General features: G+C 71.1%; 25 protein-coding genes, 1 pseudogene and 1 riboswitch. Of the genes and pseudogenes, 8 read left to right on the top strand and 18 right to left on the bottom strand.

The window, feature by feature from the left end; genetic code table 11:
- Positions 1 to 11 precede the first annotated feature (11 nt).
- The 4 genes from ACIQJT_RS37305 (at position 12) to ACIQJT_RS37290 (ending at position 3,490) form a co-directional block, all read left to right on the top strand.
- Positions 12 to 665: a YitT family protein gene (locus tag ACIQJT_RS37305; RefSeq protein ID WP_402650071.1), complete on the top strand. Its 654-nt coding sequence runs from the start codon at positions 12 to 14 to the stop codon at positions 663 to 665.
- Complete coding sequence (locus ACIQJT_RS37300; protein ID WP_365463433.1) at positions 662 to 1,429, top strand: glycerophosphodiester phosphodiesterase; 768 nt, start codon at positions 662 to 664, stop codon at positions 1,427 to 1,429. Before ACIQJT_RS37305 ends, ACIQJT_RS37300 begins: the two co-directional genes overlap by 4 nt.
- Positions 1,430 to 1,492: 63 nt before the next feature.
- Positions 1,493 to 2,848, top strand: coding sequence for an MFS transporter (locus ACIQJT_RS37295; RefSeq protein ID WP_402650070.1), 1,356 nt, complete (start codon positions 1,493 to 1,495; stop codon positions 2,846 to 2,848).
- Positions 2,849 to 3,115: 267 nt separating this feature from the next.
- Positions 3,116 to 3,490 carry an RNA polymerase-binding protein RbpA gene (locus tag ACIQJT_RS37290; RefSeq protein WP_003977404.1) on the top strand — a complete coding sequence of 125 codons (375 nt, stop codon included), beginning with the start codon at positions 3,116 to 3,118 and terminating at the stop codon, positions 3,488 to 3,490.
- An 86-nt stretch (positions 3,491 to 3,576) separates the two neighbouring features.
- On the opposite strand, the gene fxsA is transcribed toward ACIQJT_RS37290, so the two are convergent.
- The 4 genes from fxsA to ACIQJT_RS37270 all read right to left on the bottom strand — a co-directional run bounded on the left by fxsA (position 3,577) and on the right by ACIQJT_RS37270 (position 7,722).
- The gene (fxsA, locus tag ACIQJT_RS37285; protein ID WP_402650069.1) at positions 3,577 to 4,149 is read right to left on the bottom strand and encodes an FxsA family membrane protein; all 573 of its coding nucleotides are present in this window, start codon (positions 4,147 to 4,149) and stop codon (positions 3,577 to 3,579) included.
- 72 nt (positions 4,150 to 4,221) lie between these two features.
- A complete protein-coding gene (locus ACIQJT_RS37280) occupies positions 4,222 to 5,016 on the bottom strand; it encodes a polyprenol monophosphomannose synthase (RefSeq protein WP_365463442.1) in 795 nt (264 codons plus the stop codon).
- Between the two features lie 552 nt (positions 5,017 to 5,568).
- Positions 5,569 to 7,164 (bottom strand): amidohydrolase, encoded by a 1,596-nt coding sequence (locus tag ACIQJT_RS37275; protein ID WP_402650068.1) that lies wholly within the window; start codon positions 7,162 to 7,164, stop codon positions 5,569 to 5,571.
- 117 nt (positions 7,165 to 7,281) lie between these two features.
- Entirely contained in the window at positions 7,282 to 7,722 is a 441-nt protein-coding gene (locus tag ACIQJT_RS37270; protein WP_037714765.1) for an Lrp/AsnC family transcriptional regulator, read from the bottom strand.
- Between the two features lie 268 nt (positions 7,723 to 7,990).
- Between ACIQJT_RS37270 and ACIQJT_RS37265 the strand changes: the two genes are divergently transcribed.
- Positions 7,991 to 8,425: a hypothetical protein gene (locus ACIQJT_RS37265; protein WP_365463448.1), complete on the top strand. Its 435-nt coding sequence runs from the start codon at positions 7,991 to 7,993 to the stop codon at positions 8,423 to 8,425.
- Positions 8,426 to 8,444: 19 nt separating this feature from the next.
- Here the strand turns inward: ACIQJT_RS37265 and ACIQJT_RS37260 are convergent.
- Both ACIQJT_RS37260 and ACIQJT_RS37255 read right to left on the bottom strand, forming a co-directional pair.
- Positions 8,445 to 8,622 (bottom strand): annotated as a pseudogene (locus ACIQJT_RS37260) (phosphotransferase family protein); the annotation flags it as partial.
- Between the two features lie 338 nt (positions 8,623 to 8,960).
- A complete protein-coding gene (locus ACIQJT_RS37255) occupies positions 8,961 to 10,133 on the bottom strand; it encodes an acyl-CoA dehydrogenase (protein ID WP_365463454.1) in 1,173 nt (390 codons plus the stop codon).
- A gap of 343 nt (positions 10,134 to 10,476) precedes the next feature.
- Here ACIQJT_RS37255 and ACIQJT_RS37250 point away from each other — a divergent pair, with 343 nt between their 5' ends.
- The gene (locus ACIQJT_RS37250; RefSeq protein ID WP_365463457.1) at positions 10,477 to 11,709 is read left to right on the top strand and encodes a glycoside hydrolase family 18 protein; all 1,233 of its coding nucleotides are present in this window, start codon (positions 10,477 to 10,479) and stop codon (positions 11,707 to 11,709) included.
- Between the two features lie 101 nt (positions 11,710 to 11,810).
- Here the strand turns inward: ACIQJT_RS37250 and ACIQJT_RS37245 are convergent, their stop codons facing one another.
- From ACIQJT_RS37245 to ACIQJT_RS37235, 3 genes are all read right to left on the bottom strand, one after another.
- The gene (locus ACIQJT_RS37245; RefSeq protein ID WP_365463460.1) at positions 11,811 to 12,473 is read right to left on the bottom strand and encodes a TetR/AcrR family transcriptional regulator; all 663 of its coding nucleotides are present in this window, start codon (positions 12,471 to 12,473) and stop codon (positions 11,811 to 11,813) included.
- 67 nt (positions 12,474 to 12,540) lie between these two features.
- A complete protein-coding gene (locus tag ACIQJT_RS37240) occupies positions 12,541 to 12,681 on the bottom strand; it encodes an SCO1431 family membrane protein (RefSeq protein WP_402650067.1) in 141 nt (46 codons plus the stop codon).
- A 140-nt stretch (positions 12,682 to 12,821) separates the two neighbouring features.
- Positions 12,822 to 14,183: a peptidase C39 family protein gene (locus ACIQJT_RS37235; protein ID WP_402650066.1), complete on the bottom strand. Its 1,362-nt coding sequence runs from the start codon at positions 14,181 to 14,183 to the stop codon at positions 12,822 to 12,824.
- A gap of 135 nt (positions 14,184 to 14,318) precedes the next feature.
- Between ACIQJT_RS37235 and ACIQJT_RS37230 the strand changes: the two genes are divergently transcribed.
- Positions 14,319 to 15,026, top strand: coding sequence for a uridine kinase (locus tag ACIQJT_RS37230; RefSeq protein WP_402650065.1), 708 nt, complete (start codon positions 14,319 to 14,321; stop codon positions 15,024 to 15,026).
- Positions 15,027 to 15,458: 432 nt separating this feature from the next.
- The gene (locus ACIQJT_RS37225) at positions 15,459 to 17,336 is read left to right on the top strand and encodes an AAA family ATPase (RefSeq protein WP_402650064.1); all 1,878 of its coding nucleotides are present in this window, start codon (positions 15,459 to 15,461) and stop codon (positions 17,334 to 17,336) included.
- Positions 17,337 to 17,488: 152 nt separating this feature from the next.
- Here ACIQJT_RS37225 and ACIQJT_RS37220 read toward each other — a convergent pair whose 3' ends face one another.
- From ACIQJT_RS37220 to ACIQJT_RS37180, 9 genes are all read right to left on the bottom strand, one after another.
- Positions 17,489 to 18,565, bottom strand: a complete 1,077-nt coding sequence (locus ACIQJT_RS37220; protein WP_365463475.1) for a hemolysin family protein — start codon at positions 18,563 to 18,565, stop codon at positions 17,489 to 17,491.
- Positions 18,562 to 19,896 (bottom strand): hemolysin family protein, encoded by a 1,335-nt coding sequence (locus ACIQJT_RS37215; protein WP_365463478.1) that lies wholly within the window; start codon positions 19,894 to 19,896, stop codon positions 18,562 to 18,564. Before ACIQJT_RS37215 ends, ACIQJT_RS37220 begins: the two co-directional genes overlap by 4 nt.
- Before the next feature lie 179 nt (positions 19,897 to 20,075).
- Complete coding sequence (locus ACIQJT_RS37210) at positions 20,076 to 20,534, bottom strand: PH domain-containing protein (protein WP_365463481.1); 459 nt, start codon at positions 20,532 to 20,534, stop codon at positions 20,076 to 20,078.
- Between the two features lie 14 nt (positions 20,535 to 20,548).
- Positions 20,549 to 21,397, bottom strand: coding sequence for an ATP phosphoribosyltransferase (gene hisG / locus ACIQJT_RS37205; protein WP_365463484.1), 849 nt, complete (start codon positions 21,395 to 21,397; stop codon positions 20,549 to 20,551).
- 44 nt (positions 21,398 to 21,441) lie between these two features.
- Positions 21,442 to 21,714: a phosphoribosyl-ATP diphosphatase gene (locus tag ACIQJT_RS37200; RefSeq protein WP_020117406.1), complete on the bottom strand. Its 273-nt coding sequence runs from the start codon at positions 21,712 to 21,714 to the stop codon at positions 21,442 to 21,444.
- Between the two features lie 34 nt (positions 21,715 to 21,748).
- Positions 21,749 to 22,234: a 6,7-dimethyl-8-ribityllumazine synthase gene (gene ribH / locus ACIQJT_RS37195; RefSeq protein ID WP_365463487.1), complete on the bottom strand. Its 486-nt coding sequence runs from the start codon at positions 22,232 to 22,234 to the stop codon at positions 21,749 to 21,751.
- A gap of 24 nt (positions 22,235 to 22,258) precedes the next feature.
- Positions 22,259 to 23,548, bottom strand: a complete 1,290-nt coding sequence (locus ACIQJT_RS37190) for a bifunctional 3,4-dihydroxy-2-butanone-4-phosphate synthase/GTP cyclohydrolase II (RefSeq protein WP_402650063.1) — start codon at positions 23,546 to 23,548, stop codon at positions 22,259 to 22,261.
- On the bottom strand, positions 23,545 to 24,186 hold the full coding sequence (locus ACIQJT_RS37185) for a nicotinamide mononucleotide transporter family protein (RefSeq protein WP_365463493.1): 642 nt from the start codon (positions 24,184 to 24,186) through the stop codon (positions 23,545 to 23,547). The genes ACIQJT_RS37190 and ACIQJT_RS37185 overlap by 4 nt, the downstream gene beginning before the upstream one ends.
- Positions 24,183 to 24,788, bottom strand: a complete 606-nt coding sequence (locus tag ACIQJT_RS37180) for a riboflavin synthase (protein WP_402650062.1) — start codon at positions 24,786 to 24,788, stop codon at positions 24,183 to 24,185. Before ACIQJT_RS37180 ends, ACIQJT_RS37185 begins: the two co-directional genes overlap by 4 nt.
- A 147-nt stretch (positions 24,789 to 24,935) precedes the next feature.
- A riboswitch (FMN riboswitch) is annotated at positions 24,936 to 25,066 on the bottom strand.
- Between the last annotated feature and the right edge of the window lie 616 nt (positions 25,067 to 25,682).

Here is a 25,682-nt window from a genome sequence, read left to right as displayed (position 1 = left end):
GGGACCCCGCCTTGTCCACGCAGAGCCGTCTGGGACGACGGTTGATCCAGTTGTACGTCGGACTCGCTCTGTACGGGACGAGCTCCGCGCTGCTCGTCGAGGCGGGCCTGGGCCTGGAGCCCTGGGGTGTGCTGCACCAGGGGCTCGCCGAGCGGACGGGGCTGTCCATCGGCGTCGTGTCGATCGTCGTCGGCGCGGTGGTGCTGCTCCTGTGGATCCCGCTGCGCCAGCGGCCGGGCCTCGGCACGGTGTCCAACGTCTTCGTGGTCGGCGTCGCCATGGACGCCACCCTCGCCGCGGTCCCCGACGTGGACGCTCTCGCCGTACGGATCCCGCTCCTGCTGGCCGGGATCGTGCTCAACGGTGTGGCCACCGGCCTCTACATCGCCGCCAGCTTCGGCCCGGGCCCCAGGGACGGCCTGATGACCGGGCTGCACCGGCGGACGGGGCGCTCGATCCGGCTGATGCGGACCGTGGTCGAGGTGGCCGTCGTGGTCACGGGTTTCGTGCTCGGCGGCACCATCGGCGCGGGAACCGTCCTGTACGCGGTGTCGATCGGCCCGCTCGCGCAGGTCTTCCTGCGCGTGTTCGCCGTTCCCCCGGCATCCGACGGCAGCACGGTCGTTGCCGGCGGGCAACCGCGGGGAGCGATACTGCGTCCGTGACCCCGCCGACACGCCACCCGTACCTCGACCATCCCGGCCCCATCCCCTTCGCCCACCGGGGCGGGGCGGCGGACGGCCTGGAGAACACCGCGTCCCAGTTCCGGCGGGCGGTCGAGGCGGGCTACCGGTACCTGGAGACCGACGTCCACGCCACCGCGGACGGCAAGCTGGTCGCCTTCCACGACACGACCCTGGACCGGGTGACCGACGGGGCGGGCCGGATAGCGGACCTGCCCTGGGCGGAGGTACGGCACGCGCGTGTGGCGGGCACGGAACCGGTGCCGCTGTTCGAGGAGCTCCTGGAGACCTTTCCCGGGGCGCGCTGGAACGTCGACGTCAAGGACGAGCCCGCCCTGCGGCCGCTGCTGGACCTCGTCGAACGCACGGCCGCCTGGGACCGGGTCTGCGTCGGCTCCTTCTCCGAGGCGCGGGTGATGCGCGCGCAGCGGCTGGCCGGCCCGCGCCTGGCGACGTCGTACGGCACCCGGGGTGTCCTCAACCTGCGGCTGCGCTCCTGGGGAGTCCCGGCGGCACTGCGGCGTTCGGCCGTCGCCGCGCAGGTGCCCGAGGCGCAGTCCGGCATCCAGGTGGTCGACCACCGCTTCGTGCGCACCGCCCACGCGCGCGGGCTCCAGGTGCACGTGTGGACCGTCAACGAGTCCGATCGGATGCACCGGCTCCTGGACCTGGGAGTCGATGGCATCATGACCGATCACATCGACACACTGCGCAAGGTCATGGAGGACCGGGGCGTCTGGGTCTGACCCGTGTCCTGCCCCCGTCCCCCTGCCCGCGCACGGCACCTTCTCGGGGAAGCGAGGGCACGGGTGGGCACCGACACCGTGCGGGCGGGCGCGGCGGACGAGGCCGCCGAACGGCGGCGTGAGCAGCGCGGCTGGTACTTCTACGACTGGGCGTGCTCCGTCTACTCGACGAGCGTGCTCACCGTGTTCCTCGGCCCCTATCTGACGTCGGTCGCCAAGAACGCGGCGGACGCGGACGGTTACGTCCATCCGCTGGGCATCCCGGTGCGCGCCGGCTCCTTCTTCGCGTACTCGGTGTCCCTGTCGGTGATCGTGGCCGTGCTGGTGATGCCCCTGGTGGGGGCGGCCGCCGACCGCGGCGGCCGCAAGAAGCCCCTCCTGGCGGCCGCCGCCTACACCGGGGCCGCGGCGACGACCGGCATGTTCTTCCTCGGCGGCGACCGCTATCTCCTCGGCGGCGTCCTGCTGGTCGTCGCGAACGCGGCGCAGTCCGTGGGCACGATGCTCTACAACTCCTACCTCCCGCAGATCGCCTTGCCCGAGGAGCGCGACGCCGTCTCGTCCAAGGGCTGGGCCTTCGGGTACGCGGCGGGCGCCCTGGTGCTGGTCGTGAACCTCGTGCTCTACATGGGCCACGACTCCTTCGGGCTCTCCGAGAGCGCCGCGGTCCGCGTCTGCCTGGCCTCGGCCGGACTGTGGTGGGGCGCCTTCGCGCTGATCCCGCTCCGCCGGCTGCGCGACCGCCGCCCCTCCGGGCGGGAGGCGGGGGAACCGACCGCGCCCGGCTTCCGGCAGCTCGCGGCCACCGTCCGCGACATGCGCCGCCACCCGCTCACGCTCGCCTTCCTGCTGGCGTACCTGATCTACAACGACGGCATCCAGACCGTGATCTCCCAGGCGTCGGTCTACGGCTCCGAGGAACTGGACCTCGGGCAGTCGACGCTCATCGCGGCGGTGCTCCTGGTGCAGGTGCTCGCGGTGGCGGGAGCACTGGCGCTCGGCCGGCTCGCCCGGACCCACGGGGCCAAGCGGACGATCCTCGGCTCGCTGGTCGCCTGGGCGGTGATCCTGGCGGCCGGGTACTTCCTGCCGGCCGGCGCACCCGTGTGGTTCTTCGTCCTCGCGTCCGGGATCGGTCTCGTCCTCGGCGGCAGCCAGGCACTGTCCCGCTCCCTGTTCTCGCACCTCGTCCCGCCCGGCAAGGAGGCCGAGTACTTCTCGGCGTACGAGATGAGCGACCGCGGGATGAGCTGGCTGGGTCCGCTGCTGTTCGGGATCACCTACCAGCTGACCGGAAGCTACCGGGACGCGATCATCTCGCTGGTGGCGTTCTTCGTCATCGGATTCGCCCTGCTCGCACGGGTTCCGGTGCGCCGGGCGATCAGCGACGCGGGCAATCCCGTACCCGAAAGGATTTAGCGTTCGACACCAAAGCGCTGTAGTGTACGCGTTTGGCCTGCCAGGCGTACCGTTACTGCGCGTCAAAGATGCCGAAACGCTGGGTGACATCTGCTAGCAGATGTGACAAACCGGGCGCTGGTGGGTACAACAAGGGGCGGCTACGACGGCGACGCATTGCCCGGGACGGGACCCGGAACGGGAATCTTTACCGCCGACCGGACGTTGACCGGATGACGACGACAGCGACACCTGTCCTGTGGGCGACAAGCCCGGGAGGCACGATTCATGAGTGAGCGAGCTCTTCGCGGCACGCGCCTCGTGGTGACCAGCTACGAGACGGACCGCGGCATCGACCTGGCCCCGCGCCAGGCCGTGGAGTACGCATGCGAGAAGGGGCACCGCTTCGAGATGCCCTTCTCGGTCGAGGCGGAGATCCCGCCGGAGTGGGAGTGCAAGGTCTGCGGGGCCCAGGCACTCCTCGTGGACGGCGACGGCCCTGAAGAGAAGAAGGCCAAGCCCGCGCGTACGCATTGGGACATGCTGATGGAGCGACGCACCCGAGAGGAACTCGAAGAGGTCCTCGAGGAGCGTCTGGCGGTTCTTCGTTCCGGCGCGATGAACATCGCTGTTCATCCCCGGGACAGCCGCAAGTCGGCCTGAGCGGGAACACAGCGCATACAAGTAACCGCGGGCGCGGTACGTGACTCACGTACCGCGCCCGCGGTTTTGCGCTGCCCGCGCCCGGCTCAGCGGGTGAGCGGAGGCCTCCGGTCCTGCGGGGTGTCCTCGGGCCCGTCGTGGGCGTCGCGGATGACCTCGCCCTGGACCACCTTGCCGTCGGGGTGATGGATCCTGGCCTGCTGGAAGGCGTCGCCCAGGGTTCCCGGGGCGGCGGCGCGCAGCTTGCGGTCGAAGGTGCGCTCGGCACGGCGGCCGACCGCCTTCTGGACCGGCGGGACCAGCAGGAGCAGGCCCACCGCGTCGGAGATCAGGCCGGGGATCATCAGGAGCAGGCCGCCCAGCATCATCAGGCCGTTGCCCGAGCTGCCGGAGGAGCCCGAGGGGGCGCCGCCCCGCTGGAGCGCGTCGTTCAGGTTCTGGAAGGCACGGCGGCCTGCCCGCTTGATGACCACCGAGCCGAGCACGAGACCGGCGACCAGCAGCAGGAACACCGCGAACCCGCTCGCCGCGCCCGCGACCACCGTCAGCAGCCAGATCTCCAGCACGAGCCAGGCGGCCACGCCCAGCGGCAGGAAGGTGCGCAGTCGGGAGCGGCGGGGCCGGGCGGGGTACGTGGGGGTCGGGGTGCCTGTCGTCATGCGTCCAGTGTGCCTGGGCGCGGCTCAGTACGGCATAAGGGACCGATCAACCGTGCCCGCGGGGTCCTGGGGCTACGGCTGTGCGCGCTTTCCCCGCGCCGTGAGCCTGCCGACCCGCTCCCCCACACCCCAGGTGGTGACCCGCCACAGGGCCTCCACCAGGATGTCGCGGCTCATCTTGGAGTCGCCCAGCTCGCGCTCGACGAAGGTGATCGGCACCTCGACGACGTGGTAGCCGGCCTTGACCGCGCGGCGGGCGAGGTCCACCTGGAAGCAGTAGCCCTGGGAGGCCACGTCGTCGAGGCCGAGGCCCTCGAGGGTCTCGCGGCGGAAGGCGCGGTAGCCGCCCGTGATGTCACGCAGGGGCAGGTCGAGGGCGACGCGCGAGTAGAGGCTGCCGCCGCGGGAGATGACCTCGCGGGACTTGGGCCAGTTCACCACCCGGCCGCCGGGCACCCAGCGGGAGCCGAGGACCAGGTCGGCGCTCTTGAGGGCGGTCAGCAGGCGGGGCAGTTCCTCGGGCTGGTGGGAGCCGTCGGCGTCCATCTCGACCAGGACGCCGTAGTCGCGCTCCAGGCCCCAGCGGAAGCCCGCGAGGTAGGCGGCGCCGAGACCCTCCTTGCCCTTGCGGTGCAGGACGTGGACCTGGTCGTCCTCGACGGCCAGTTCGTCGGCGAGCTTGCCGGTGCCGTCGGGGCTGTTGTCGTCGGCCACGAGGACGTGCGCCTCCGGGACGGCCTTGCGCACCCGGCCGACGATGGCCTTGATGTTCTCCGCCTCGTTGTAGGTCGGAATGATCACCAACGCCGTGCCGAGCGGGCCGAATCGCCTCTCCTGGCCCGTGTGGGTCCCGTCGCCCTCGTTCACCGCTGCCCCTTCGAGTCATTGCGCAGGCGTCCACCATAGTGCGCACGGCCTGCGATGACGTGACAAGGCGTTCGTATGCTGGTGTCGTTTCCACAAGAGCGGGGTAAGGCTAGGAGTTTCGGCCGTTTTGGCGGAATCCTCCGCTCCCGCTGCGGATGGGGGCCCGGCGCTCTTCGGGCCGACCTGGGGCCCGCTGGCTGCGGGTCGACCGAAAGCCGTTGTCTACTGAGCGCCCGGGCCCCACCCGGGTCACACCTCCCCGGCCGGACGGAACGTTCCCTCGCCGTGGCGCGAGCGCTGAGCCTGGCTCCCAGTGGCGGTGCGCCGGTGCGGCACACCGTCCCTGACCCAGCGGCGCTGCGACGACTGGGCGGAGGTTCCCCGGTCGGGCGTCCGGTGGTGGACCCGGCCGAACCTACCGGCCTCCTGCCGTCAGCTGTCAACAGTCGTTTGACCTGCGGATCTTCCATCAAAGCCCTGGTCAGGGCGGAGGATGCGCAGGTCGCGCGACAGCGGGCCGGCGGGCGACCGGTACCGCGCCACCCCCACAGATCACTCGCCCGGCCGTACGAAGACCGTCCGTCCGCCGACCACGGTCCGCAGACAGACGGGCAGGTCACGGCCCGGGCTCAGGTCGGGCAGGCCGGGCGTGCCGGAGCGGGGGTCGGTGGACCAGCGGGCCACCCGGTCGTCGGGGGCCTGCACCACCAGTTCACCGGTGCGCCACACCGCGTAGTCCGCGGGGGCGCCGGGCACCAGGACGCCCGCGTCGTCCCGGCCGACGGCCCGCCAGCCGCCGCGGGTGTGCGCGGTGAAGGCGGCGCGCACGGAGACACGGTGCTCGGGGGTGCGGTGGAAGGCGGCGGCACGAACCGTGCCCCACGGATCGAGCGGGGTGACGGGACTGTCCGAGCCGAAGGCCAGCGGGACACCGGCCCGCAGGAGGGCCGCGAAGGGGTTGAGCCGGCTCGCCCGCTCCCGGCCCAGGCGCCGGGCGTACATGCCCTCCTCGCCGCCCCACAGGGCGTCGAAGGCGGGCTGGACGGAGGCGGTGAGCCCGAGCTCGGCGAAGGCGGCGACGGCCTCGGGGGTGAGCATCTCGGCGTGCTCGACGCGGTGCCGGGCGGCCCGGACCCGGGCGAGGCCGAGCTTCTCCGCGGCGGCCCGGACGCCCTCGACCACGGCGGTCACGGCCGCGTCCCCGATGGCGTGGAAGCCGGCCTGGATGCCCGCCTCGGTGCAGGCGGTGACATGGGCGGCCACGGTGTCGGCGTCCAGGTAGGCGAGTCCGGTGTGGTCGGCGTCGGCGTACGGCTCGTGCAGGCAGGCGGTGTGGGAGCCGAGGGCCCCGTCGACGAAGAGGTCACCGGCGGCGCCGAGCGCGCCGAGCTCACGCGCCCTGGCCACTCCTTCGTCGCCCTGCTCGGCCCAGTAGCCGACCACCCGCGGGCCGGTCTCCTCGCGGGCGAGCCGCAGCAGGCCCGTGAAGTCGTCCTCCGAGGAGATCTCGGGGCCTGCGCATTCGTGAACGGTCCCGATGCCGAGGGAGGCGGCACGGGCGAGCGCGGCGCGTTGTGCCTCCGCACGCTGGGCCGGGGAGACGGAACCGAGGGCCTTCGCGCGGACCGCGTGGTGGGCGTCGGCGGTGAGGGGGCCGTCCACCGCTCCGAGGGACGTCATGTCGAGCAGGGCCGTCGTCACCACCGCCGAGTGGACGTCGATACGGCTCAGATACAGGGGACGGCCGCCGGTGGCCTCGTCGAGCTCCGCGCGCGTGGGCGGGCGGTTGCCGGGCCAGCGGGCGGCGTCCCAGCCGTGGCCCAGGAGGACGGGGTCGTCGGGACGGGCGGCGGCGAACTCCCGTACGAGAGTCAGGGCCGCGTCCAGAGAGGGCGTGTCGGACAGGTCGAGGCCCGTCAACGCGAGACCCGTGGCGGTCGTGTGCACGTGTGCGTCGGTGAACGCGGGGGTGACCAGAGCGCCGTCCAGGTCCACGACCTCGTCGACACCGTCCGCGAAGGCGTCGGCGGCTCCCTCCGAGCCGACCCAGGCGACTTGGCCCCGCTCCACCACCATCGCCGTGGCGAACGGATCGGCGGGGCTGTGTACCTCGCCTCGACGGAGGAGGACGGTCTTCGGTTCACTCATGAGGACAGTTTCGCAGGGGGCTTCGCACCGCACGGGTGCGGGTCGACGGCCGGCGCCGGGGCGTCGTGGCCGGTCACGCGGGTCCCCGCGTCCTGAGGAGTCGTGGCACCCGCTGGATCAGATGCGCGGCGGTCTGGCCTCGTACGGGGTCGACAGCACGACCGTGGTGCGGGTCGAGACGCCCGCCAGCGACCTCAGGCGCGCCAGCAGTTCCTCCAGCTCGTGAGGGGTCGCCACCCGCACCTTCAGGATGTAGTTCTCGTCGCCCGCCACGCTGTGGCACGCCTCGATCTCGGGGACGCCCTTCAGGCGGTCCGCGATGTCGTCGGGGGCGCTGGGATCGAACGGTTTCACCGAGATGAACGCGGTCATGGGCAGGCCCACCGCCTCGGGGTCGACCACCGCGGCGTACCCGCGGATGACACCCCGCTGCTCCAGCCGTCGCACCCGCTGGTGCACGGCCGAGGTGGACAGACCCGTGGCCTTGCCCAGGTCCGTGTAACTCATCCGCCCGTCCTTGACGAGCAGCTGCACGATCTGTCGGTCCAGCTCCTCCATGGCGCAAGAACCTACAGTGCGCCTGATCTCCTCGGATACCTGAGCGGCCCAGGTCATGCCCGGTTCGTGATGTGACCGAGCGGCGCCCGTGAGCCGTCCGGGGGAGAAAACGACCACCCGGGGCATCTACGAGGGGCATGTGACGAAGGCCACACCGCTGCGAAAAGCTCCGTGATGTTCTCGTGATTACCGCCGCGACGGGGCGGGAAGTGCTTGCTGTGGTCGAGGCCGCAGCGCCTTCACGGCCCAGCCCGAGGGGGAGAACCCAATGCAGAGTCTTCAGCGTCCTGGTCGTACCGCGCCCAAGCGCCTCCAGGCAGTTGCCGAGCCCCAGCCGGAGGGCGTCGAACCGGACGCCCTCGACGAGGAGTTCGACGCGTACGACACCTTCGAGATGTACCGGGTGATCTGCCCGGACTGCGCGCAGCCCATCGCCCTGCTGGCGGACGAGGAGGTGCTGCCGGAGCACGCGCTGTGCGCCTCGCCGTGGAACCCGTTCGGCCTCACGGTCTGTGCCGGTACGGGCCGCAAGGCCTCCGAGGCCCGGTCGGCGGACGAGTCGGCCCAGCCCCAGGAGCAGGACACCGCCCTGCTGTTGACGCTCCCTCAGGGGCTCGACTGGCGGACCCAGCCGTTCTCGCACGTCGGTGGCCCCGGTTCGCGTCCCATGCGGGTGCCGGTGATGCGCCGCCAGGCCGCCTGAGCGGTCTCGCTCAATCCCCTTAACTGCCCTGCACCATGGCCCGCAGGCTGCCGTGGTGCAGGATCAGTGTGTCCGGGTCGGCCGGTACCACCACTTCACCGAAGTGCGCCTGGCGACGGGCGTTCCAGGAAGTCGGGCAGTCCTGAGTGCCTGAGGGCGATCGTCAGGTCCCGGAAGAAGCGGTGCAAACAGACGGTCGCCAGTTGCCCTCGCAGGTGGTTGACCGACGGCACGTCAGACCGCTGCGGTCGGTCGGGTGTCCGGCCCGGACGTCCGTGAACTCACGCTCGATTGCGGACACCGTGACCCGGTCGCCGGCTTCCGCGTTGCCCGGGTATGACCCGTACGTATGCACCGGTCGCAGAATCGGTTCCGCCGAACCCGTCGCGCTACCGTCCGGCCCCGCCGCCGCCCCAGGACCCGCCCATCTACCGGGACCTGATGCGCACCTGGGCGAGCGGCGGGCGCACGCTGCCGGGGCGCCACGACCCGGAGTGGGTACGGCTCGCGGCGCCGCAGGTCAGGCCCGGTCAGTTCAGCGCGTCTCCGGACCTGCCAGGTGACGGGCGATGACCATCCGCTGGATCTGGTTGGTGCCCTCGACGATCTGGAGGACCTTCGCCTCGCGCATGTACCGCTCGGCCGGGAAGTCCGCGGTGTAGCCGTACCCCCCGAGGACCTGGACGGCGTCGGTGGTGACCCTCATCGCGGTGTCGGTGCAGTGCAGCTTGGCCATGGCCGCCTGCTTGGCGAAGGGCCGCCCGGCGTCGCGGAGCCGGGCCGCCGCGAGGTACAGCGCCCGGCCCGCCTCGATCTGGGTCGCCATGTCGGCGAGCATGAAGCGCAGCCCCTGGAAGTCGGCGATCGGCCGCCCGAACTGCTGTCGCCCGGTCGCGTAGCCGACCGCCTCGTCGAGGGCCGCCTGGGCCACGCCGATCGCACAGGCCGCGATGCCGAGCCGCCCCGAGTCGAGCGCGGACAGGGCGATGGCGAAGCCCTGCCCCTCGTCGCCGATGCGGTGCGCGTCCGGGACGCGCACCCCGTCGAAGTGGACCTGGGCGGTGGGCGAGCCCTTCATGCCCATCTTCTTCTCCGGCGCCGCGGCGCTCACGCCGTCCGCGTCAGCGGGCACCAGGAAGGCGGTGATCCCGCGCGGGCCCTCCTCGCCGGTGCGCGCCATGACCGTGTAGAAGTCGGCGACCCCGCCGTGGGTGATCCACGCCTTGGTGCCGGTGATCACCCAGTCCTCGCCGTCCCGGACGGCCCTGGTGCGCAGCGAGGCCGCGTCCGAGCCGGAGGACGGCTCGGAGAGGCAGTAGGCGCCGAGCAGTCCGCCGCCGAGCATCGCGGGCAGGTGCTCGACCTGCTGTTCCTTGGTGCCGTAGGTGGCGAGCGCGTAGCAGGCGAGGGTGTGCACGCTGACGCCGAGGCCGACGGTGAGGCGGGCCGCGGCGAGCTCCTCGAGGACCTGGAGGTAGACCTCGTACGGCTGGTCGGCGCCGCCGTGCTCGGAGTCGTAGGGCAGACCGAGCAGTCCGGTCCGGGAGAGCAGGGTGAAGACCTCGCGCGGGAAGTGCCCGGCGTCCTCCTCCTCGGCCGCCTTCGGGGCGATCTCGTGGTGCGCGATGTCGCGGACGAGCGAGATCAGATCCCGGGCCTCGTCCGTGGGCAGTTGCCGGTCCACCGGCTGCGGGGCGCGGTCGGGCATGGCGACGCTCTCCTCCCTGTTGGGGCGCTGGCGGACGCGCGCCGTGGGGTGGGGCGGCTCCGCCGGTCTCACTGGGCGCCGGTCGCTGCTCGCGTCTCCCGGGTCTCGGAAGCTGCTGACCAGCGGCTGCGCCCTGTGAGTATGCCCGAAAGGAGACACCCGGTCACTGGTTAACGACCGCTTACTTCAAGATATCCCAGCGCACCGACAACCGACCTCGAATCGAGCCGGGATTGGTCCGAACCATTGACGCGGTGGTCTAGTCCTCCTACTGTTCCGGCAACGCGTTACCGCGTTCATGCCAATCGGCTGGCGTTCCCCTCTCCCCCACGAGGAGACACCGATGCACGTTCCCCACCGCGCCCGCTTCCGGGCGCTCGTCTCCGCCGCGTGCTGCGCGGTCCTCGGCGCGGGCCTGCTGGCCGGCGCGAGCAGCGCCACCGCGACCCCCGAGACTCCCCAGGCGAAGGCGGCCGGCTCCAAGGTCGTCGGCTACTTCACCGAATGGGGCACCTATGACCGCAAGTACTACGTCAAGAACATCGAGACCTCGGGCTCCGCGGCGAAGCTGACCCACATCAACTACGCCTTCGGCAACGTCACCGGCGGCAAGTGCGCGATGGGCGACGCCTACGCGGCGACCGACCGGACCTACACGGCGGCCGAGTCCGTGGACGGCGTCGCGGACACCTGGGACCAGCCGCTGCGGGGCAACTTCAACCAGCTGCGCGAGCTGAAGAAGAAGCACCCGGGCCTGAAGGTCCTCTGGTCGTTCGGCGGCTGGACCTGGTCGAGCGGCTTCGGCGAGGCCGCCCGCAACCCCGCCGCGTTCGCGCAGTCCTGCTACGACCTGGTCGAGAACTCCAAGTGGGCCGATGTCTTCGACGGCATCGACATCGACTGGGAGTACCCGAACGCCTGCGGCAACACCTGTGACACCAGTGGCCGGGAGGCGTTCAAGAACCTGATGGCGGCGCTGCGTTCGAAGTTCGGCAGCGGTTCGCTGGTGACGGCCGCGATCACCGCGGACGCCACGGCCGGCGGCAAGATCGACGCGGCGAACTACGCGGGCGCGGCCCAGTACGTCGACTGGTACAACCCGATGACGTACGACTACTTCGGCGCCTGGGACGCGGCAGGGCCGACGGCCCCGCACTCGCCGCTGAACTCCTACTCCGGCATTCCCAGGGCCGGTTACCACACTTCGGCGACCATCGACAAGCTCAGGGGTCTCGGCATCCCCGCCTCGAAGCTGCTGCTCGGCATCGGGTTCTACGGCCGCGGCTGGACCGGCGTGACCCAGTCGGCGCCGGGCGGCACCGCCACAGGCCCGGCGGCGGGCACCTACGAGCAGGGCATCGACGACTACAAGGTGCTCAAGACCAAGTGCCCGGCGACGGGGACGGTCGGCGGCACCGCGTACGCCAAGTGCGGGAACGACTGGTGGAGTTACGACACCCCCGCGACCATCGCGACGAAGATGACGTACAAGAACCAGCAGGGCCTGGGCGGCACCTTCTTCTGGGAGCTGAGCGGGGACACCTCGGGCGGCGAGCTGATCAAGGCGATCAACTAGCCGGGGCCAGGTCATGAACTGACCGGTCCCACGGGGGACTTGGGGCGGGGGACCACGAGCCTCCGCCCCTCGCCGTGTCCCGGGCTCCGCCCGTCGGACGGTCAGTCGCCGCGGCGGGCCGGCTCCGGGGCCGGATAGCCGGGGTCCAGTTCCTCGATGGCCCGCATCGACGCGCCGAGCGTCTTCACCAGGAGGTCGCGCATGGTGTCGCGGGAGAGCTGGGGCGGGCGGTCGATCCAGTCGAGGGTGGCGCCCTCGACGCTGCACACCCAGGCGAGCAGGCCCATGCGGGCCAGCGGGGAGATGTCGGTACGGCCGTACGCCCCCTCGGCGATGGTCGCGACGATCGCGTCGCGCACCCCGTCCCGGATGGCGTGCACCTCGGCGTCGAAACCGACCCCGCCGCTGACGACGGTGCGGTAGGCCGCCTGGTTGTGCTCGGCGTAGCGCAGATAGCTGTCCAGGGTACGGTGGACGCGGTCCACCTGCTCCATCTCCAGACCGCTCGCCGCGTAGGTGACCAGGTCGGCCACGGAGTCCTGGATGATCGCCAGGTAGTAGCCCCGCTTCGACTGGAAGTAGTAGTAGATCAGCCCCTTGGCGACATGCGCCTGCTTGGCGATGTCGTCCATGGAGAGCGCGTCGTAGGAGGTGTCCGCGAACAACTTCCGCCCGATGGCGATGAGTTCGGCGCGGCGCGCAACCGAGCGCTCGGTGCCGCGGGCCCGTGGCCGGGCGGCTTCACGCTGATCACTGATATTCAAGTTTTCGCCCCTGGTCTCGGGCTGGCGGCGGGACATCCGCAGTATGGCAGGTGACTTGTGGATCAGGTCACAGGAGACCGAGCTGCGTGACGAGCATCGCGATCACCGCGACGAGGGTCCAGCCCGCGACATGTTCGAGGATCTTCGGACCCTGGTCCTCGGGGCCGCCGGTACGGGCGCGGGCGGCGGTGGCAGAGTGTGCGGTCATGGCGTCTCGCTGATCTCGGATGTACTGGTGGACTCCCCCGCCGATCCGTCCACCTTGCCACTCCTGGCGGCTTTTGCGGCCGAGACCTTGGTCACAGCGAAACGGCCCCCGGCGGATGCCGGGGGCCGCTGCTGGGCGGTTCAGCGCACGCCCACCGCCGCGAGCGCCTTGCGCTGGCGCGGGGTCGGGCAGGCGGGGAAGTACAGGTAGCAGACGCCTCCGGTGCCGGAGACGACCTTGCCGCTAGCGTTGTACCGCTTGGTGCGCAGCCAGATGTTCTCCCACTCGCGCCGCTTGTAGACGCGCCGCACCGCCTCGTCGCTCGGCGAGGCCGGGTCGTTGGCGATCACATCGCCCTCGGCGGTGAAACCGATCACCGTCATGAGGTGGCCCGAGGTGCCGTAACCGGCCCCCGTCAGCTCCTCCTTGAGGAACGACTGGGACGTTATGGCCGGGATGCCGGCCGCGATCAGGGTCTCCAGGTCGGTGAGCGAGCCGAGCCGGGTCACCACGCCCTGGAGGTCCTTGAAGGTGGCCGCGTAGGCCGCGTTGAAGGGCCAATTGCCGCATCCGGCGTACTGGTAGTCGTAGGTGTACCGGGCCGCGTGGCAGACCTGCGGGTCGGCGTACGACGGGTCGACCCAGGCCAGTTGCTCCTTGGTGAGCCGGCCGCCCCAGTACTCGATGATCATCTGCGAGGAGGTGGGGCTGCACCAGGCCTCGCCGCCGTTGTCGTACTCCGGGTACTGGCCCTTGTGGATCTCCTGCGAGTAGCGCGGGACGATCAGCTCCTTGGCGAGGCCGGGCGTGGAGGCCGGGACGGTGAAACGGTCCGGGACGTCCGAGCCCATCGCGCCGAGCCGCCAGACCGTCGGCGTGTTCTTCGCGCCGGGCCTGCGGTACAGGGTCAGCCGCAGTCGGTACGAAGTCAGGCGCAGCCCGGTCGACGGGTCGTCGATCGCGAAGGTGTCCGTCCAGATCGTGCTCTTGCCGTCGGTCTGGTCGTCCACCGAGGTCCGCTTGATGTCCCCGTCCCCGGCGGCCCAGCGGCCCATCACGTACCAGGGGGTGGCCGTGCCTTCGGAGTACGTCCCCTGGAGTTCGATCTGGATCCAGGTGCCGGCCGGGGTGTGCGCGTTCCAGGAGGCGATCACCTCGGTCGAGGGCACGGCGAGCGTGTGGACCGGGGAGGTCCAGGTCGCGTACTCCCAGGTGGCGGTGGTCCCGGTGTGCGGGTCGGTGTACTCGGTGGTGCCGGCGGGAGCGCCGATCACGACACCGGGGCGCCTTCCGGCGACGGCGCGCGTGCCGCTCGCGGTGCCTGCGCGCCAGTCGCTGTAGGTGGTCCAGGCGTGGTTGTCGACCGGGCGGCCGGCGGTCTCGTCGGATTCCGCGACGGCCGGGTGGCCGGCGGCGGTCGCGGAACCCGTGGTGCCTGCCACCGCGGCGGCGACCGCGACGGCCAGAACGGTTCTGCGGGACGGCTGTTCGGCTCTGCTCATGGGTGGGAAGACCCCCAGGTGTCCGATTCGGGGCGGGCCAATGCACGGTTGTGCGCCAACTATGAATGAGGCGGCATGCTCCTGCCAGCACTTCGGCCCATGCCACGCCCACGAATATTGGTCTGGTCCACTGGCATGACCTGGGAAGCCGTGGTTCCGCCGAACGCCGCCGAGCCGTCACTAGACTGGCCGCGCCCCGCCCGCCCAGCCCTCAGGAACACCGTGCACGACCTCGCCTCCCGGCTCCGCCGGCTCCCGCCGTCCTGCGGCCCGGTCCGTCTGATCGGCGTCGACGGGCACGCCGGTTCCGGGAAGTCCACGTTCTGCGGGCGGTTGGCCGACGCCCTCGGCGGCGCTCCGGTACTGCACCTCGACGACGTCGCCAGTCACGACGAGTTGTTCGACTGGACCGGGCGGCTGCTGGACGAGGTGATCACCCCGCTCGCCCGCGGCGAGACCGCACACTACGCCGTCTACGACTGGCACGCCCGCCGCTTCGGGGCGCCCCGCGCCCTGCCGCCCGCACCGGTGGTCCTCCTGGAGGGGGTCGGCGCCGGCCGGCGCGCGCTGCGGCCGCACCTCGCGCGGCTGCTGTGGATGGAGTTGCCCCGCGAGGAGTCCTGGGCGCGCGGCCGTTCCCGGGACGGAGCGGAACTGCGGGATTTCTGGGACCACTGGGTCGTGGCGGAACAACGGCATTTCGCCGAAGACCCCTCCCGGCCCTTCGCCGACCTCCTGGTACGGCAGTGCCAGGAGGGATACACGATCACCAACGGGCCCGCAGGGACCATTGGACCGGACCACGATGTCACCCACGGTGACGGCCCAGCGGCGATGTGTTGAACCTGTGAAGACCCACCAGTAGGAACTTGCCTCGGTCGCCCAACTCCGCTTGACCGAGGGGCCGTACAGGTCTTACGTTCTCAATGAGCGGCCGTTCGAGGCCGCCCGCAGTCGCGAAGCCCCCGGTTGTTCCCCCGTGATCGGGGGCTTCGTTCTGCCCTCACACGGCTTTCCGGACGCTGTGAGCCGCGATTCGCTCACCCTCGGTCACCGCCCCCGATGCGCCTCATCTGCTCCCACCTCGCCAAACGGCCTGTGCGGCACCCTACGGCGGGCGACACCACCGCAGGTACGATGCCCTCGGTGCGACCTACGGACGACTGCTCTGCGCACCGTTGCAACTCCGGTCCGCGGCACAGCGGTTGGACGAAGTCGGCCACCGGGCGTCGGCCCGGTGGTGAAACCACGGGGGCACGGTTTGTGGGGGACGTGATGGATTTCGGCACGCAGGGTCCCGAGGCCCCGGCCGACCTCGCCTGGCTGCGAGGTGTGGACGCCTACACGATGGGCGCCTATCCGCAGGCCGAGGAGGAGTTCCGGGCCGCGGTGCGGATCGACCCCGGGATGGCCGACGGCTGGCTCGGACTGCACGCGCTGCGCGTCGACACGACGACCGCGCTGCTCAGGATGTTCCGGCACCGCGAACGCTTCGGCGAACAGCGTGCCCGGCACCGGCGCACCCTCAACTCCTGGTACTGGCTGGGCTGGTGGGTGCAACCGGTGCTGGAGAGCCCGCGTGACCTGCTGCTCGCGCACGCCTCGCACTGGCTGGACGGACGCCATGTCCCCGAGCTCGACCGGGCCCTCGCGGGACTGCCCCCGGTGGACACCGACCACCAGGTCCGCTTCCTGCACGCCTGCCGCGCCTACCTGGTCAAGGACTGGGAGCAGTTGGTCCGGCACACCGACCCGCTGATCGACGACCCCATGCTCGGCATCGAGGCCGGCCTGTTCGGCGGCATGGCCCGGGTCCGCCTGGAGATGTACGGACAGGCCGAGCCCCTGCTCTCGGCGGCCCTGATGCGCTGCCGCAGCGAACAGCCCCAGCGCAAGGAGCTGCGCTACTGGCTGGCCCGGGCGCACGAGGGGACCGGCCGCTCCGCCGCCGCGCTCCCCCTCTACCGGGCCGTGCACCGCGTCGACCCCGCCTTCATGGACACCTCGGCCCGGCTCGCCGCGATCGCCGAGGGCGACGGGTACGACGACCCCGCCGACCTCGCGGCGATCACGCTCACCGGGTTCGGCCAGGACGCGCTGGAGGGCCTCGACGGGATCGAGCCGCTCTTCGGCGTCGAGGGACGGGAGCTGAAGCTCTCCGACCCGGAGCCGCCGGCCGGCCCGCTGCCCTCGATGACCGACCCGGCCGGCCGCGAGAGGTCCGGCCCACCCGCGGGACCGCTGCACACGGGACCGCTGCCCGCGGGGCCCACCGACCCGGTCTTACTGGAGGAGGCGCTCGCCGAACTGGAGCGCATGGTGGGTCTGGAGCCCGTGAAGCGCCAGGTAAAGGCCCTGTCCGCCCAGTTGAACATGGCCCGCCTGCGCGCCGGGCAGGGCCTGCCGGTGCAGCCGCCCAAACGTCACTTCGTCTTCTCCGGACCCTCCGGCACCGGCAAGACCACGGTGGCCCGCATCCTGGGCCGTGTCTTCTACGCCCTCGGGCTGCTCGGCGGCGACCATCTGGTGGAGGCGCAGCGGGCCGACCTGGTCGGGGAGTACCTCGGCCAGACGGCGGTCAAGGCGAACGAACTGATCGACTCGGCCCTCGGCGGGGTGCTCTTCGTCGACGAGGCGTACTCGCTCTCCAACTCCGGTTACGGCAAGGGTGACGCGTACGGCGACGAGGCGCTCCAGGTCCTGCTGAAGCGGGCCGAGGACAACCGGGACCACCTGGTCGTGATCCTCGCCGGTTACCCGGAGGGCATGGACCGCCTGCTGGCCGCGAACCCCGGTCTGTCGTCCCGCTTCACGACCCGCGTGGACTTCCCGTCCTACCGCCCCCTGGAACTCACCTCCATCGGCGACGTGCTGGCGGCGGAGAACGGCGACGCCTGGGACGAGGAGGCGCTGGACGAGCTGCGCTCCATCGCCGGGCACGTGGTGGACCAGGGGTGGATCGACGAGCTCGGCAACGGGCGGTTCCTGCGGACCCTGTACGAGAAGAGCTGCGCGTACCGGGATCTTCGGTTGTCCACGTATCCGGGGACGCTGACGCGGGACGACTTGTCGACACTGCGGCTGCCGGATCTGATGCAGGCGTACGGGGAGGTTCTGTCCGGGCGGGGCCCACAGGATCCGTCGGCGATGTGATGTGTTCGACTGCGGGCCGGTGGGGCTTCTCGCGCAGTTCCCCGCGCCCCTGGGTGGGGTGCACTCAAGCAGGCTTGGCAGCACCCACTGCCTTTGGGGGCGCGGGGAACTGCGCGACCAGCCCCCACCGGCCCGCAGCCGTACGACGACCCCTACGACGCCAGCGCTTCCTCGCTGCTCCGAGGCTCGGTCACCCGGACCTCCGGCAGGTCCCGGTGCGCCGGGTCCCGTACCTCGCCGACCAGCAGTTCCAGGACGTCCTCCAGGGCCACCAGACCCAGCACCTTCCCGGATCCGTCCGCCACCTGGGCCAGATGGGTCGCCGCCCGCCGCATCACGGTGAGCGCGTCGTCCAGCGGCAGGTCGGAGCGGAGCTTGGTCATCGGCCGCCAGATCTGCTGGGGCACCGCCCGCTGCGAGTCCTCCAGGTCCAGTACGTCCTTCACATGCAGGTACCCCATGAAGGCGCCGTTCTCCGCAGCGATCGGGAAGCGTGAGTACCCGGTACGGCCGGTGAGCTCGATGATCTGGCCCGGGGTCACCGAGGGCCGCACCGTCACCAGGGACTCGCGCTTGAGCAGGACGTCCGTCACCGGGCGCGAGCCCAGTTCCAGCGCGTCCTCCAGGCGTTCCTGTTCCTCGGGGTCCAGCAGGCCCGCCTGGCCGGAGTCCTCCACCAGCCGGTTCAGCTGCTCGCTGGTGAACACCGCCTCGACCTCGTCCTTGGGCTCGACGTGGAAGAGCCGCAGGATGCCGCGGGCGCAGGCGCCGAGGGCGATGGTGATCGGCCGGCAGAAGCGGGCGAACCAGACCAGGCCGGGGCTGAGCCACAGGGCGACCTTCTCCGGGGCCGCCATGGCGAGGTTCTTCGGGACCATCTCGCCGATGACGAGGTGGAAGAAGACGACCGCGGCCAGGGCGATGACGTAGCCGAGCGGATGGATCATGCCGTGCGGCAGGTGGATCCATTCGAAGACCGGCTCCAGCAGGTGCGCGACCGTCGGTTCGGCGACCGCGCCGAGCGTCAGCGAGCACACCGTGATGCCGAACTGGGCCGCCGCCATCATCTGGGGCAGCCGCTCCAGGCCGTACAGCACCTGGCGGGCCCGTGCCGTGCCGAGCGGTTCGATCTGGCTGCGGCGCACCGAGACCAGCGCGAACTCGGCGCCGACGAAGAAGCCGTTGGCGAGCACGAGCAGGGCTGCGAAGAGGAGTTGGAGCACGCTCATCGGGCGGCCTCCATGACGTTGACCGCGGGGACGGTGCGCACCAGGCGGACCCGCTCGGCGCGGTAGTGCCCGACCTGGCGGACGGTGAGCCGCCAGCCGGGCAGCTCGGCCCGGTCGCCGACGGCGGGGATACGGCCGAGGAGGTCGGCGACCAGCCCGGCGACGGTCTCGTACGGCCCCTCGGGCACGTCGAGGCCTATGCGCTGGAGGATGTCGACCCGGCAGCTGCCGTCGGCGTCCCAGGCGAGGCGGCCGTCCTCGGGCGGGGCGGCGACGAGCTCGGGGACGTCCTGACCGTCGTGCTCGTCGCGGACCTCGCCGACGATCTCCTCGACGATGTCCTCCAGGGTGACCACGCCGGCCGTGCCGCCGTACTCGTCGACGACGACGGCGATGGGCTGCTCGCTGCGCAGCCGGGCCAGCAGGGGCTGGACCGGGAGCGTCTCGGGCACCAGCAGCGCCGGACGGGCGATCCGGCCGACGGGGGTGCGCAGCCGGTCCTGGACCGGGACCGCCAGGGCGTCCTTGAGGTGGACCATGCCGACGATCTCGTCGATCTTCTCCCGGTAGACGGGGAAGCGGGACAGTCCGGTGGCGCGGGTGAGGTTGACGACGTCCTCGGCGGTGGCCGAGGCCTGGAGCGAGCTGACCTTCACGCGCGGCGTCATGACGTGCTGCGCGGTGAGCTCGCCGAGCGACAGGGTGCGGACGAAGAGGTCCGCGGTGTCCTGTTCCAGGGCGCCGGCCTGGGCCGAGTGGCGGGCCAGGGAGACCAGCTCGCCGGGGGTGCGGGCGGAGGCCAGCTCCTCGGCGGGCTCGATGCCGAGGGCGCGGACCAGGCGGTTGGCGACGGCGTTCAGCGCGGCGATCACCGGGCGGAACAGCCGGGCGAAGGCGTGCTGCGGGCCCGCGACGAAGCGGGCGACCTGCATCGGCTTGGACACCGCCCAGTTCTTGGGCACGAGCTCGCCGATCACCATCTGCACGGCCGAGGCCAGCAGCATGCCGACGACGACGGCGACCCCGGAGACCGCGCCCGCGGGGACGCCGACGGCCGTGAACGGGCCGTGCAGGAGTTCCGCGAGCGCCGGTTCGGCGAGCATGCCGACGACGAGAGAGGTGATGGTGATGCCGAGCTGGGTGCCGGAGAGCTGGAACGACAGCTCCTTGAGCGACTCGGCGACCCGGCGGGCCCGTCGGTCGCCTTCCGCGGCGGCCTTCTCGGCGTCGGTGGCCTCGACGGTGACGAGGCCGAACTCGGCCGCCACGAAGAAGCCGTTGGCGAGAATCAACAGGAACGCCGCTGCCAGGAGCAGCAGGGGGATGGTCATGCCGCCGCCTCGGTATGCCGGGAGGGGGCGGCGCAGGTACTACAGGACGATCCGTCCATCGCTGGAGGGAGTCACTCCTCGGGTAGCAGGAACAACGAGAGGCGGAGGCGCGGTGAAAACGCCTCCGCCAACAGATTAATCAAGACACGGGCGACTGCGGCAGGGTGGAAGCCCCTGAGTCAGCCCTGATCTTCGTCGGTGCGGGCTGTGGAACGGGCCTCGGCGAGTGCCCGCAGGGCCTTGGCGTCGGCGATGGCCTGCTGCTTCGCGATGCCCGGCTGGATGCCGAGCGCCGGCAGGCTGGTGCCGTCGCTGAGGTTGAGGAACACCCACGGGTCGCCCGGGCGGAGGTTCACCTGGATGATCTCGGCCCACTCCAGATGCCGCCGGCCCGCGATGTTCTGGACGGTGACGCCGGACTCGTCGGCGACGACCTTCACCCTCGCCAGCAGGAACAGCACACCGGCGAGCAGGGCGGCGGTGACGATGAAACTCAGGCGCTCGCCGGGGCCGAGCTGCTCCAGGAGGAGCGCGATCACCGTGATCGTCACGAAGATCGCGACACCCGCGGCGATCAGCACGGCACGGGTGCGGCCCGGCCGGAAGGTGACGGGGAGGGTGGGCGGTTCGGAGGACATCTGCGGTACTTCCCTCACAGACGGCAGGCGTGGATGGCCGTCGTCAGGATGGCCCGTGCGCCGATGTCGTACAGGTCGTCCATGATCCGCTGCGCCTCCTTGGCGGGGACCATCGCGCGGACGGCGACCCAGCCCTCGTTGTGCAGCGGGGAGACGGTCGGGGACTCGAGGCCCGGGGTGAGCGCGACGGCCTTCTCGAGCTGCTCGACGCGGCAGTCGTAGTCCATCATCACGTACGTCCGGGCCACGAGCACACCCTGGAGGCGGCGCAGGAACTGCTGGACCTTGGGGTCCTCGCCGTCGGCGCCGGTGCGGCGGATGACCACGGCCTCGGACTTCATGATGGGCTCGCCGAAGACCTCCAGGCCCGCGTTGCGCAGGCTGGTGCCGGTCTCGACGACGTCCGCGATGACCTCGGCGACCCCGAGCTCGATGGCGGTCTCGACCGCGCCGTCGAGGTGGACGACGGCGGCGTCGATGCCGTTGTCGGCGAGGTGTCCGGCGACGATCCCCTCGTACGAGGTGGCGACCGTCTTGCCCTTGAGGTCCTCGACGCCGTTCGCGGTGCCCGGCTTGGACGCGAAGCGGAAGGTGGAGCGGGCGAAGCCGAGCGGGAGGATCTCCTCGGCGTCGGCGCCGGAGTCGACCAGCAGGTCCCGGCCGGTGATGCCGATGTCGAGCTGGCCGGAGGAGACGTAGATGGCGATGTCCCGGGGGCGGAGGTAGAAGAACTCCACGTCGTTGCCCGGGTCGACGATCCGCAGTTCCTTGGACTCGCGGCGCTGCCGGTAGCCGGCCTCATGCAGCATGTCCGCCGCAGGTCCTGACAGGGAACCCTTGTTGGGGACGGCGATGCGCAGCATGAGGTCGGCTTCCTTTGCTCTGAGGGGTGGGTGCGGCGGACGGCTTACAGGTGGGCGTAGACGTCGTCGAGGGAGATGCCGCGCGCGACCATCATCACCTGGACGTGGTAGAGCAGCTGCGAGATCTCCTCGGCGGCCGCCTCCTTGCCCTCGTACTCGGCGGCCATCCAGACCTCGGCGGCCTCTTCGACGACCTTCTTGCCGATGGCATGGACGCCCTTGCCGACCAGCTCTGCGGTGCGGGAGGTGGCGGGATCGCCGTTGGCGGCCTTGTGCTGGAGCTCGGTGAAGAGCTCCTCGAACGTCTTATTGGACATGGTGGCGCCCACTTTACGCGTAAGCCCGGACCACCTAGTGCCACGGTTCAGATACTGAGCGGAGGGTGGCAGCCGTGGCCACCGCGGCGGTCACCGCCTCGTGGCCCTTGTCCTCGTTCGAGCCCTCGAGGCCCGCGCGGTCCAGGGCCTGTTCCTCGGTGTCGCAGGTGAGGACACCGAAGCCGACCGGGACGCCCGTGTCCACCGAGACCTGGGTGAGGCCCTGGGTGACGCCCTGGCACACGTACTCGAAGTGCGGGGTGCCGCCGCGGATGACGACACCGAGGGCGACGATCGCGTCGTAGCCGCGGCCCGCGAGGACCTTGGCGACGACCGGGAGCTCCCAGCTGCCGGGGACCCTGAGGAGGGTCGGCTCGTCGATGCCCAGGTCGTGCAGGGCCCGCAGGGCGCCGTCGACCAGTCCGTCCATCACCTTTTCGTGCCACTGCGCCGCGATGACGGCGACCCTGAGGTCGCCCACGTTGCGTACGGACAGCTCCGGTGCACCCTTGCCGCTCACGTTCTCGAACTCTCCTCGAAGTGCTTACTGGTTGCTGCAGGTGGACACCGGGGCGGTGTCCAGCCAGGGAAGGTCGTGACCCATCCGGTCCCGCTTGGTGCGCAGGTAGCGGAGGTTGTGCTCGCCCGCCTGCACGGGCATCGGCTCCCGGCCTGTGACCTTGAGGCCGTGCCGCAGGAGGGCGTCGGACTTGTCGGGGTTGTTGGTCATCAGGCGCAGGCTGCGGACGCCGAGGTCCTGAAGGATCTGCGCGCCGGCGCCGTAGTCCCGGGCGTCGGCGGGCAGGCCCAGCTCCAGGTTGGCGTCGAGGGTGTCGTGGCCCTGTTCCTGGAGTTCGTACGCCCGCAGCTTGGACAGCAGGCCGATGCCGCGCCCCTCGTGGCCGCGCAGGTAGACCACCACTCCCCTGCCCTCGGCCTGGATGCGCTCCAGGGAGGCGTCGAGCTGGGGGCCGCAGTCGCAGCGCAGGGAGCCGAAGACGTCGCCGGTGAGGCACTCGGAGTGGACGCGGACCAGGACGTCCTCGCCGTCGCCGATCTCGCCGTGGACGAGGGCGACGTGCTCGACGCCGTCGACGGTGGAGCGGTAGCCGTACGCCGTGAAGGTGCCGTGGGCGGTGGGCAGCCGGGTCTGGGCCTCGCGGCGGACCGTGGGCTCGCTGCTGCGGCGGTAGGCGATCAGGTCCTCGATGGAGATGATCGTCAGGCCGTGCTTGCGGGCGAAGGGGATCAGCTCGGGGAGGCGGAGCATCCGGCCGTCCTCACCGGCGATCTCGACGATCGCGCCGGCCGGACGCAGGCCCGCGAGGCGGGCGAGGTCGACGGCGGCCTCGGTGTGGCCGTTGCGGGTGAGGACGCCTCCGTCCTTGGCGCGCAGCGGGAAGATGTGGCCGGGGCGGACGAAGTCGGTGGGCTCGGCGTCGCCGCTCGCGAGGAGCCGGAGTGTGGTCGCGCGGTCGGATGCCGAGATCCCGGTGGTCACGCCGTGGGCGCCCGAGGCGTCCACGGAGACGGTGAACGCGGTCTTCATCGACTCGGTGTTGTCGTCGACCATCTGCGGCAGCTTGAGCCGGTCGAGTTCGTCGCCCTCCATGGGGGCGCAGATCAGGCCGCGGCACTCGCTCATCATGAAGGCGACGATCTCGGGAGTGATCTTCTCGGCGGCGACGACCAGGTCGCCCTCGTTCTCGCGGTCCTCGTCGTCGACGACCACGATGGGGCGGCCGGCCGCGATGTCGGCGATGGCCTGCTCGACCGGGTCCAGCGCGAAGTCCTCGAACCCGTCGGTGCTGTACAAGATGGGTGCGGCGGTCATGCCGGCGCTCCTTCCATGACGGGCCGCGCGGACTCCCGGGAGCGCAGCCACCAGTCGCGCATGCCCCACAGGACGAGCGCGCCGTAGATGACGTAGACGAAGCCGGAGAAGGCGTAGCCGTTGGCGAAGTTCAGCGGGACGCCGACGAGGTCGACGAGGAGCCAGGCGAACCAGAACTCGACCATGCCGCGGGCCTGGGCGTACATGGCGACGACGGTGCCGACGAAGATGTAGGCGTCCGGCCAGGGGTCCCAGGACAGCGTCGGGTAGGCCTTGAAGAGCAGGGCGACGGCGACGGTGCCGACGGCGGCGGCGCCGACCAGGGCACCGCGCTCACGCCAGGTGGCGAAGCGGGGCGCGATGTGCCCGTCGCCCGACTGGCCCTTGTTGCGGTTCCACTGCCACCAGCCGTACAGGGCGACGACCATCACGACGGCCTGCTTGCCGGCGCTGCCGGTGAGGTGGCCGTAGAAGGCGCCGAAGAGGATGAGGCCGGAGGCGAACTGCACCGGCCAGCTCCACAGGTTGCGCCGCCAGCCGAGGGCGAGGGCTATGAGGCCCAGGATGTTGCCGATCATGTCCGACCAGAGGATGTGCTGGCCGAACAGGGTGAAGGCCTCGGTGTTGAGGGAGTTCACTTGCCGGCCCCCTGACTGCTCGCGAGCAGGCGCTCGACGTACTTGGCGACGACGTCCACCTCGAGGTTGACCGGGGCGCCGGGCTGCTTGAGGCCGAGCGTGGTCAGGGCGAGGGTGGTGGGGATGAGGCTGACGGTGAAGTAGTCGGGGCCCGCGTCCACGACGGTGAGGCTGATGCCGTCGACCGTGATGGAGCCCTTCTCCACGACATAGCGGGCAAGGTCCGCGGGCAGCGAGATCTTGATGATCTCCCAGTTCTCGGAGGGCTTGCGCTCCAGGATCTCGCCGGTGCCGTCGACGTGGCCCTGCACGATGTGCCCGCCGAGGCGCGCGCCCACGGCGGTGGGCCGCTCCAGGTTGACGCGGGAGCCGACGCCCAGGGCGCCGAGGCTGGAGCGGTCGAGGGTCTCGGCCATGACGTCGGCGGTGAACTCGTCGCCCTCGTGGTCGACGACGGTGAGGCAGACGCCGTTGACGGCGATGGAGTCCCCGTGCTTCGCACCCTCGGTGACGACGGGGCCGCGCAGTCGGAAGCGACAGGCGTCGCAGAGGTTCTCGACGGCGGTGATCTCGCCCAGCTCTTCGACGATTCCGGTGAACACTTCCCGGGTCCTCCCTGCCTCATTCGGGCACGGACTCCGGGGCTGTCGATGACGACAGAATGGACGAGCGGGAACACCGGGGGCGACGCCGGACGCACTCGTCCCTCAGGACGAACGGATACGGCGGCGCGCACGAATGCCCGCCCGCCGCGCACTGCCTCCCATCCGGACTTTAACCGTCGGTCCAGGAATTTCACCTGGTCAACCGGCCGCTGGAAGCGGTCGGGTCGCGGACTGTAACCGCCGGTTCGGACTTTCACCGACCCCGGAGTGCGCTGCTTCTGGTACAGAGCCAGTCTGCCACGCCTGATCGACGTCCATACAGGCGAAGAGTGTGGGGTGGCTCACAGGTGGCGTCGACGGACTTGTGCGGCGCCCGTCCTTCGACGGGCGGTCGGCGCAGATCCCTCAACCGGCGGTTGGCGCAGATCCATTGACGAAATGGTCTAGTCCTTTTTAGGGTCGCCGTGCGTGGAAACCCGTAGAGACGGGCCCGGCGGCGGTGACGACGGCCCTTGCCCGCCGCCGGGTCTCCTTCGCCCCGCGAAGACGCGTCCGGGCGGCTGCGCGGCACCCGGCGGCTTCGGGCGGACGGGCCCGAGGTGCGGTTGCTGAGCCGGCACAGCCCGGAACACCCGGTCGACCTGCGTGCGGGCGGGGGTTTCTTCCAGGGCCGGCCGGACTTCCGTGCCGGTGGGGGTCCTGGACCAGCCCGCGCAGGTGGCCGAAGTCTCCGCTCGACTGGCCGAGTTGGCGGCGGCACCGACAGGGCACGTGGCGACATGGGCGGTCCCGAGGTGCGTACACCCGCCGATCCGGCCCGCTCCTGCATGCGGGCCACCGGACGGAAGCGGCCGGTGGTCGGTGTGCTGGTCCGGAAGGCGTACCGGGCGT

It is taken from the genome of Streptomyces sp. NPDC091972, from assembly GCF_044756385.1.
Lineage (GTDB): Bacteria > Actinomycetota > Actinomycetes > Streptomycetales > Streptomycetaceae > Streptomyces.
The sequence above is the reverse complement of the archived record's forward strand: the minus strand, read 5'-3'. Positions and strand labels throughout refer to the sequence as shown.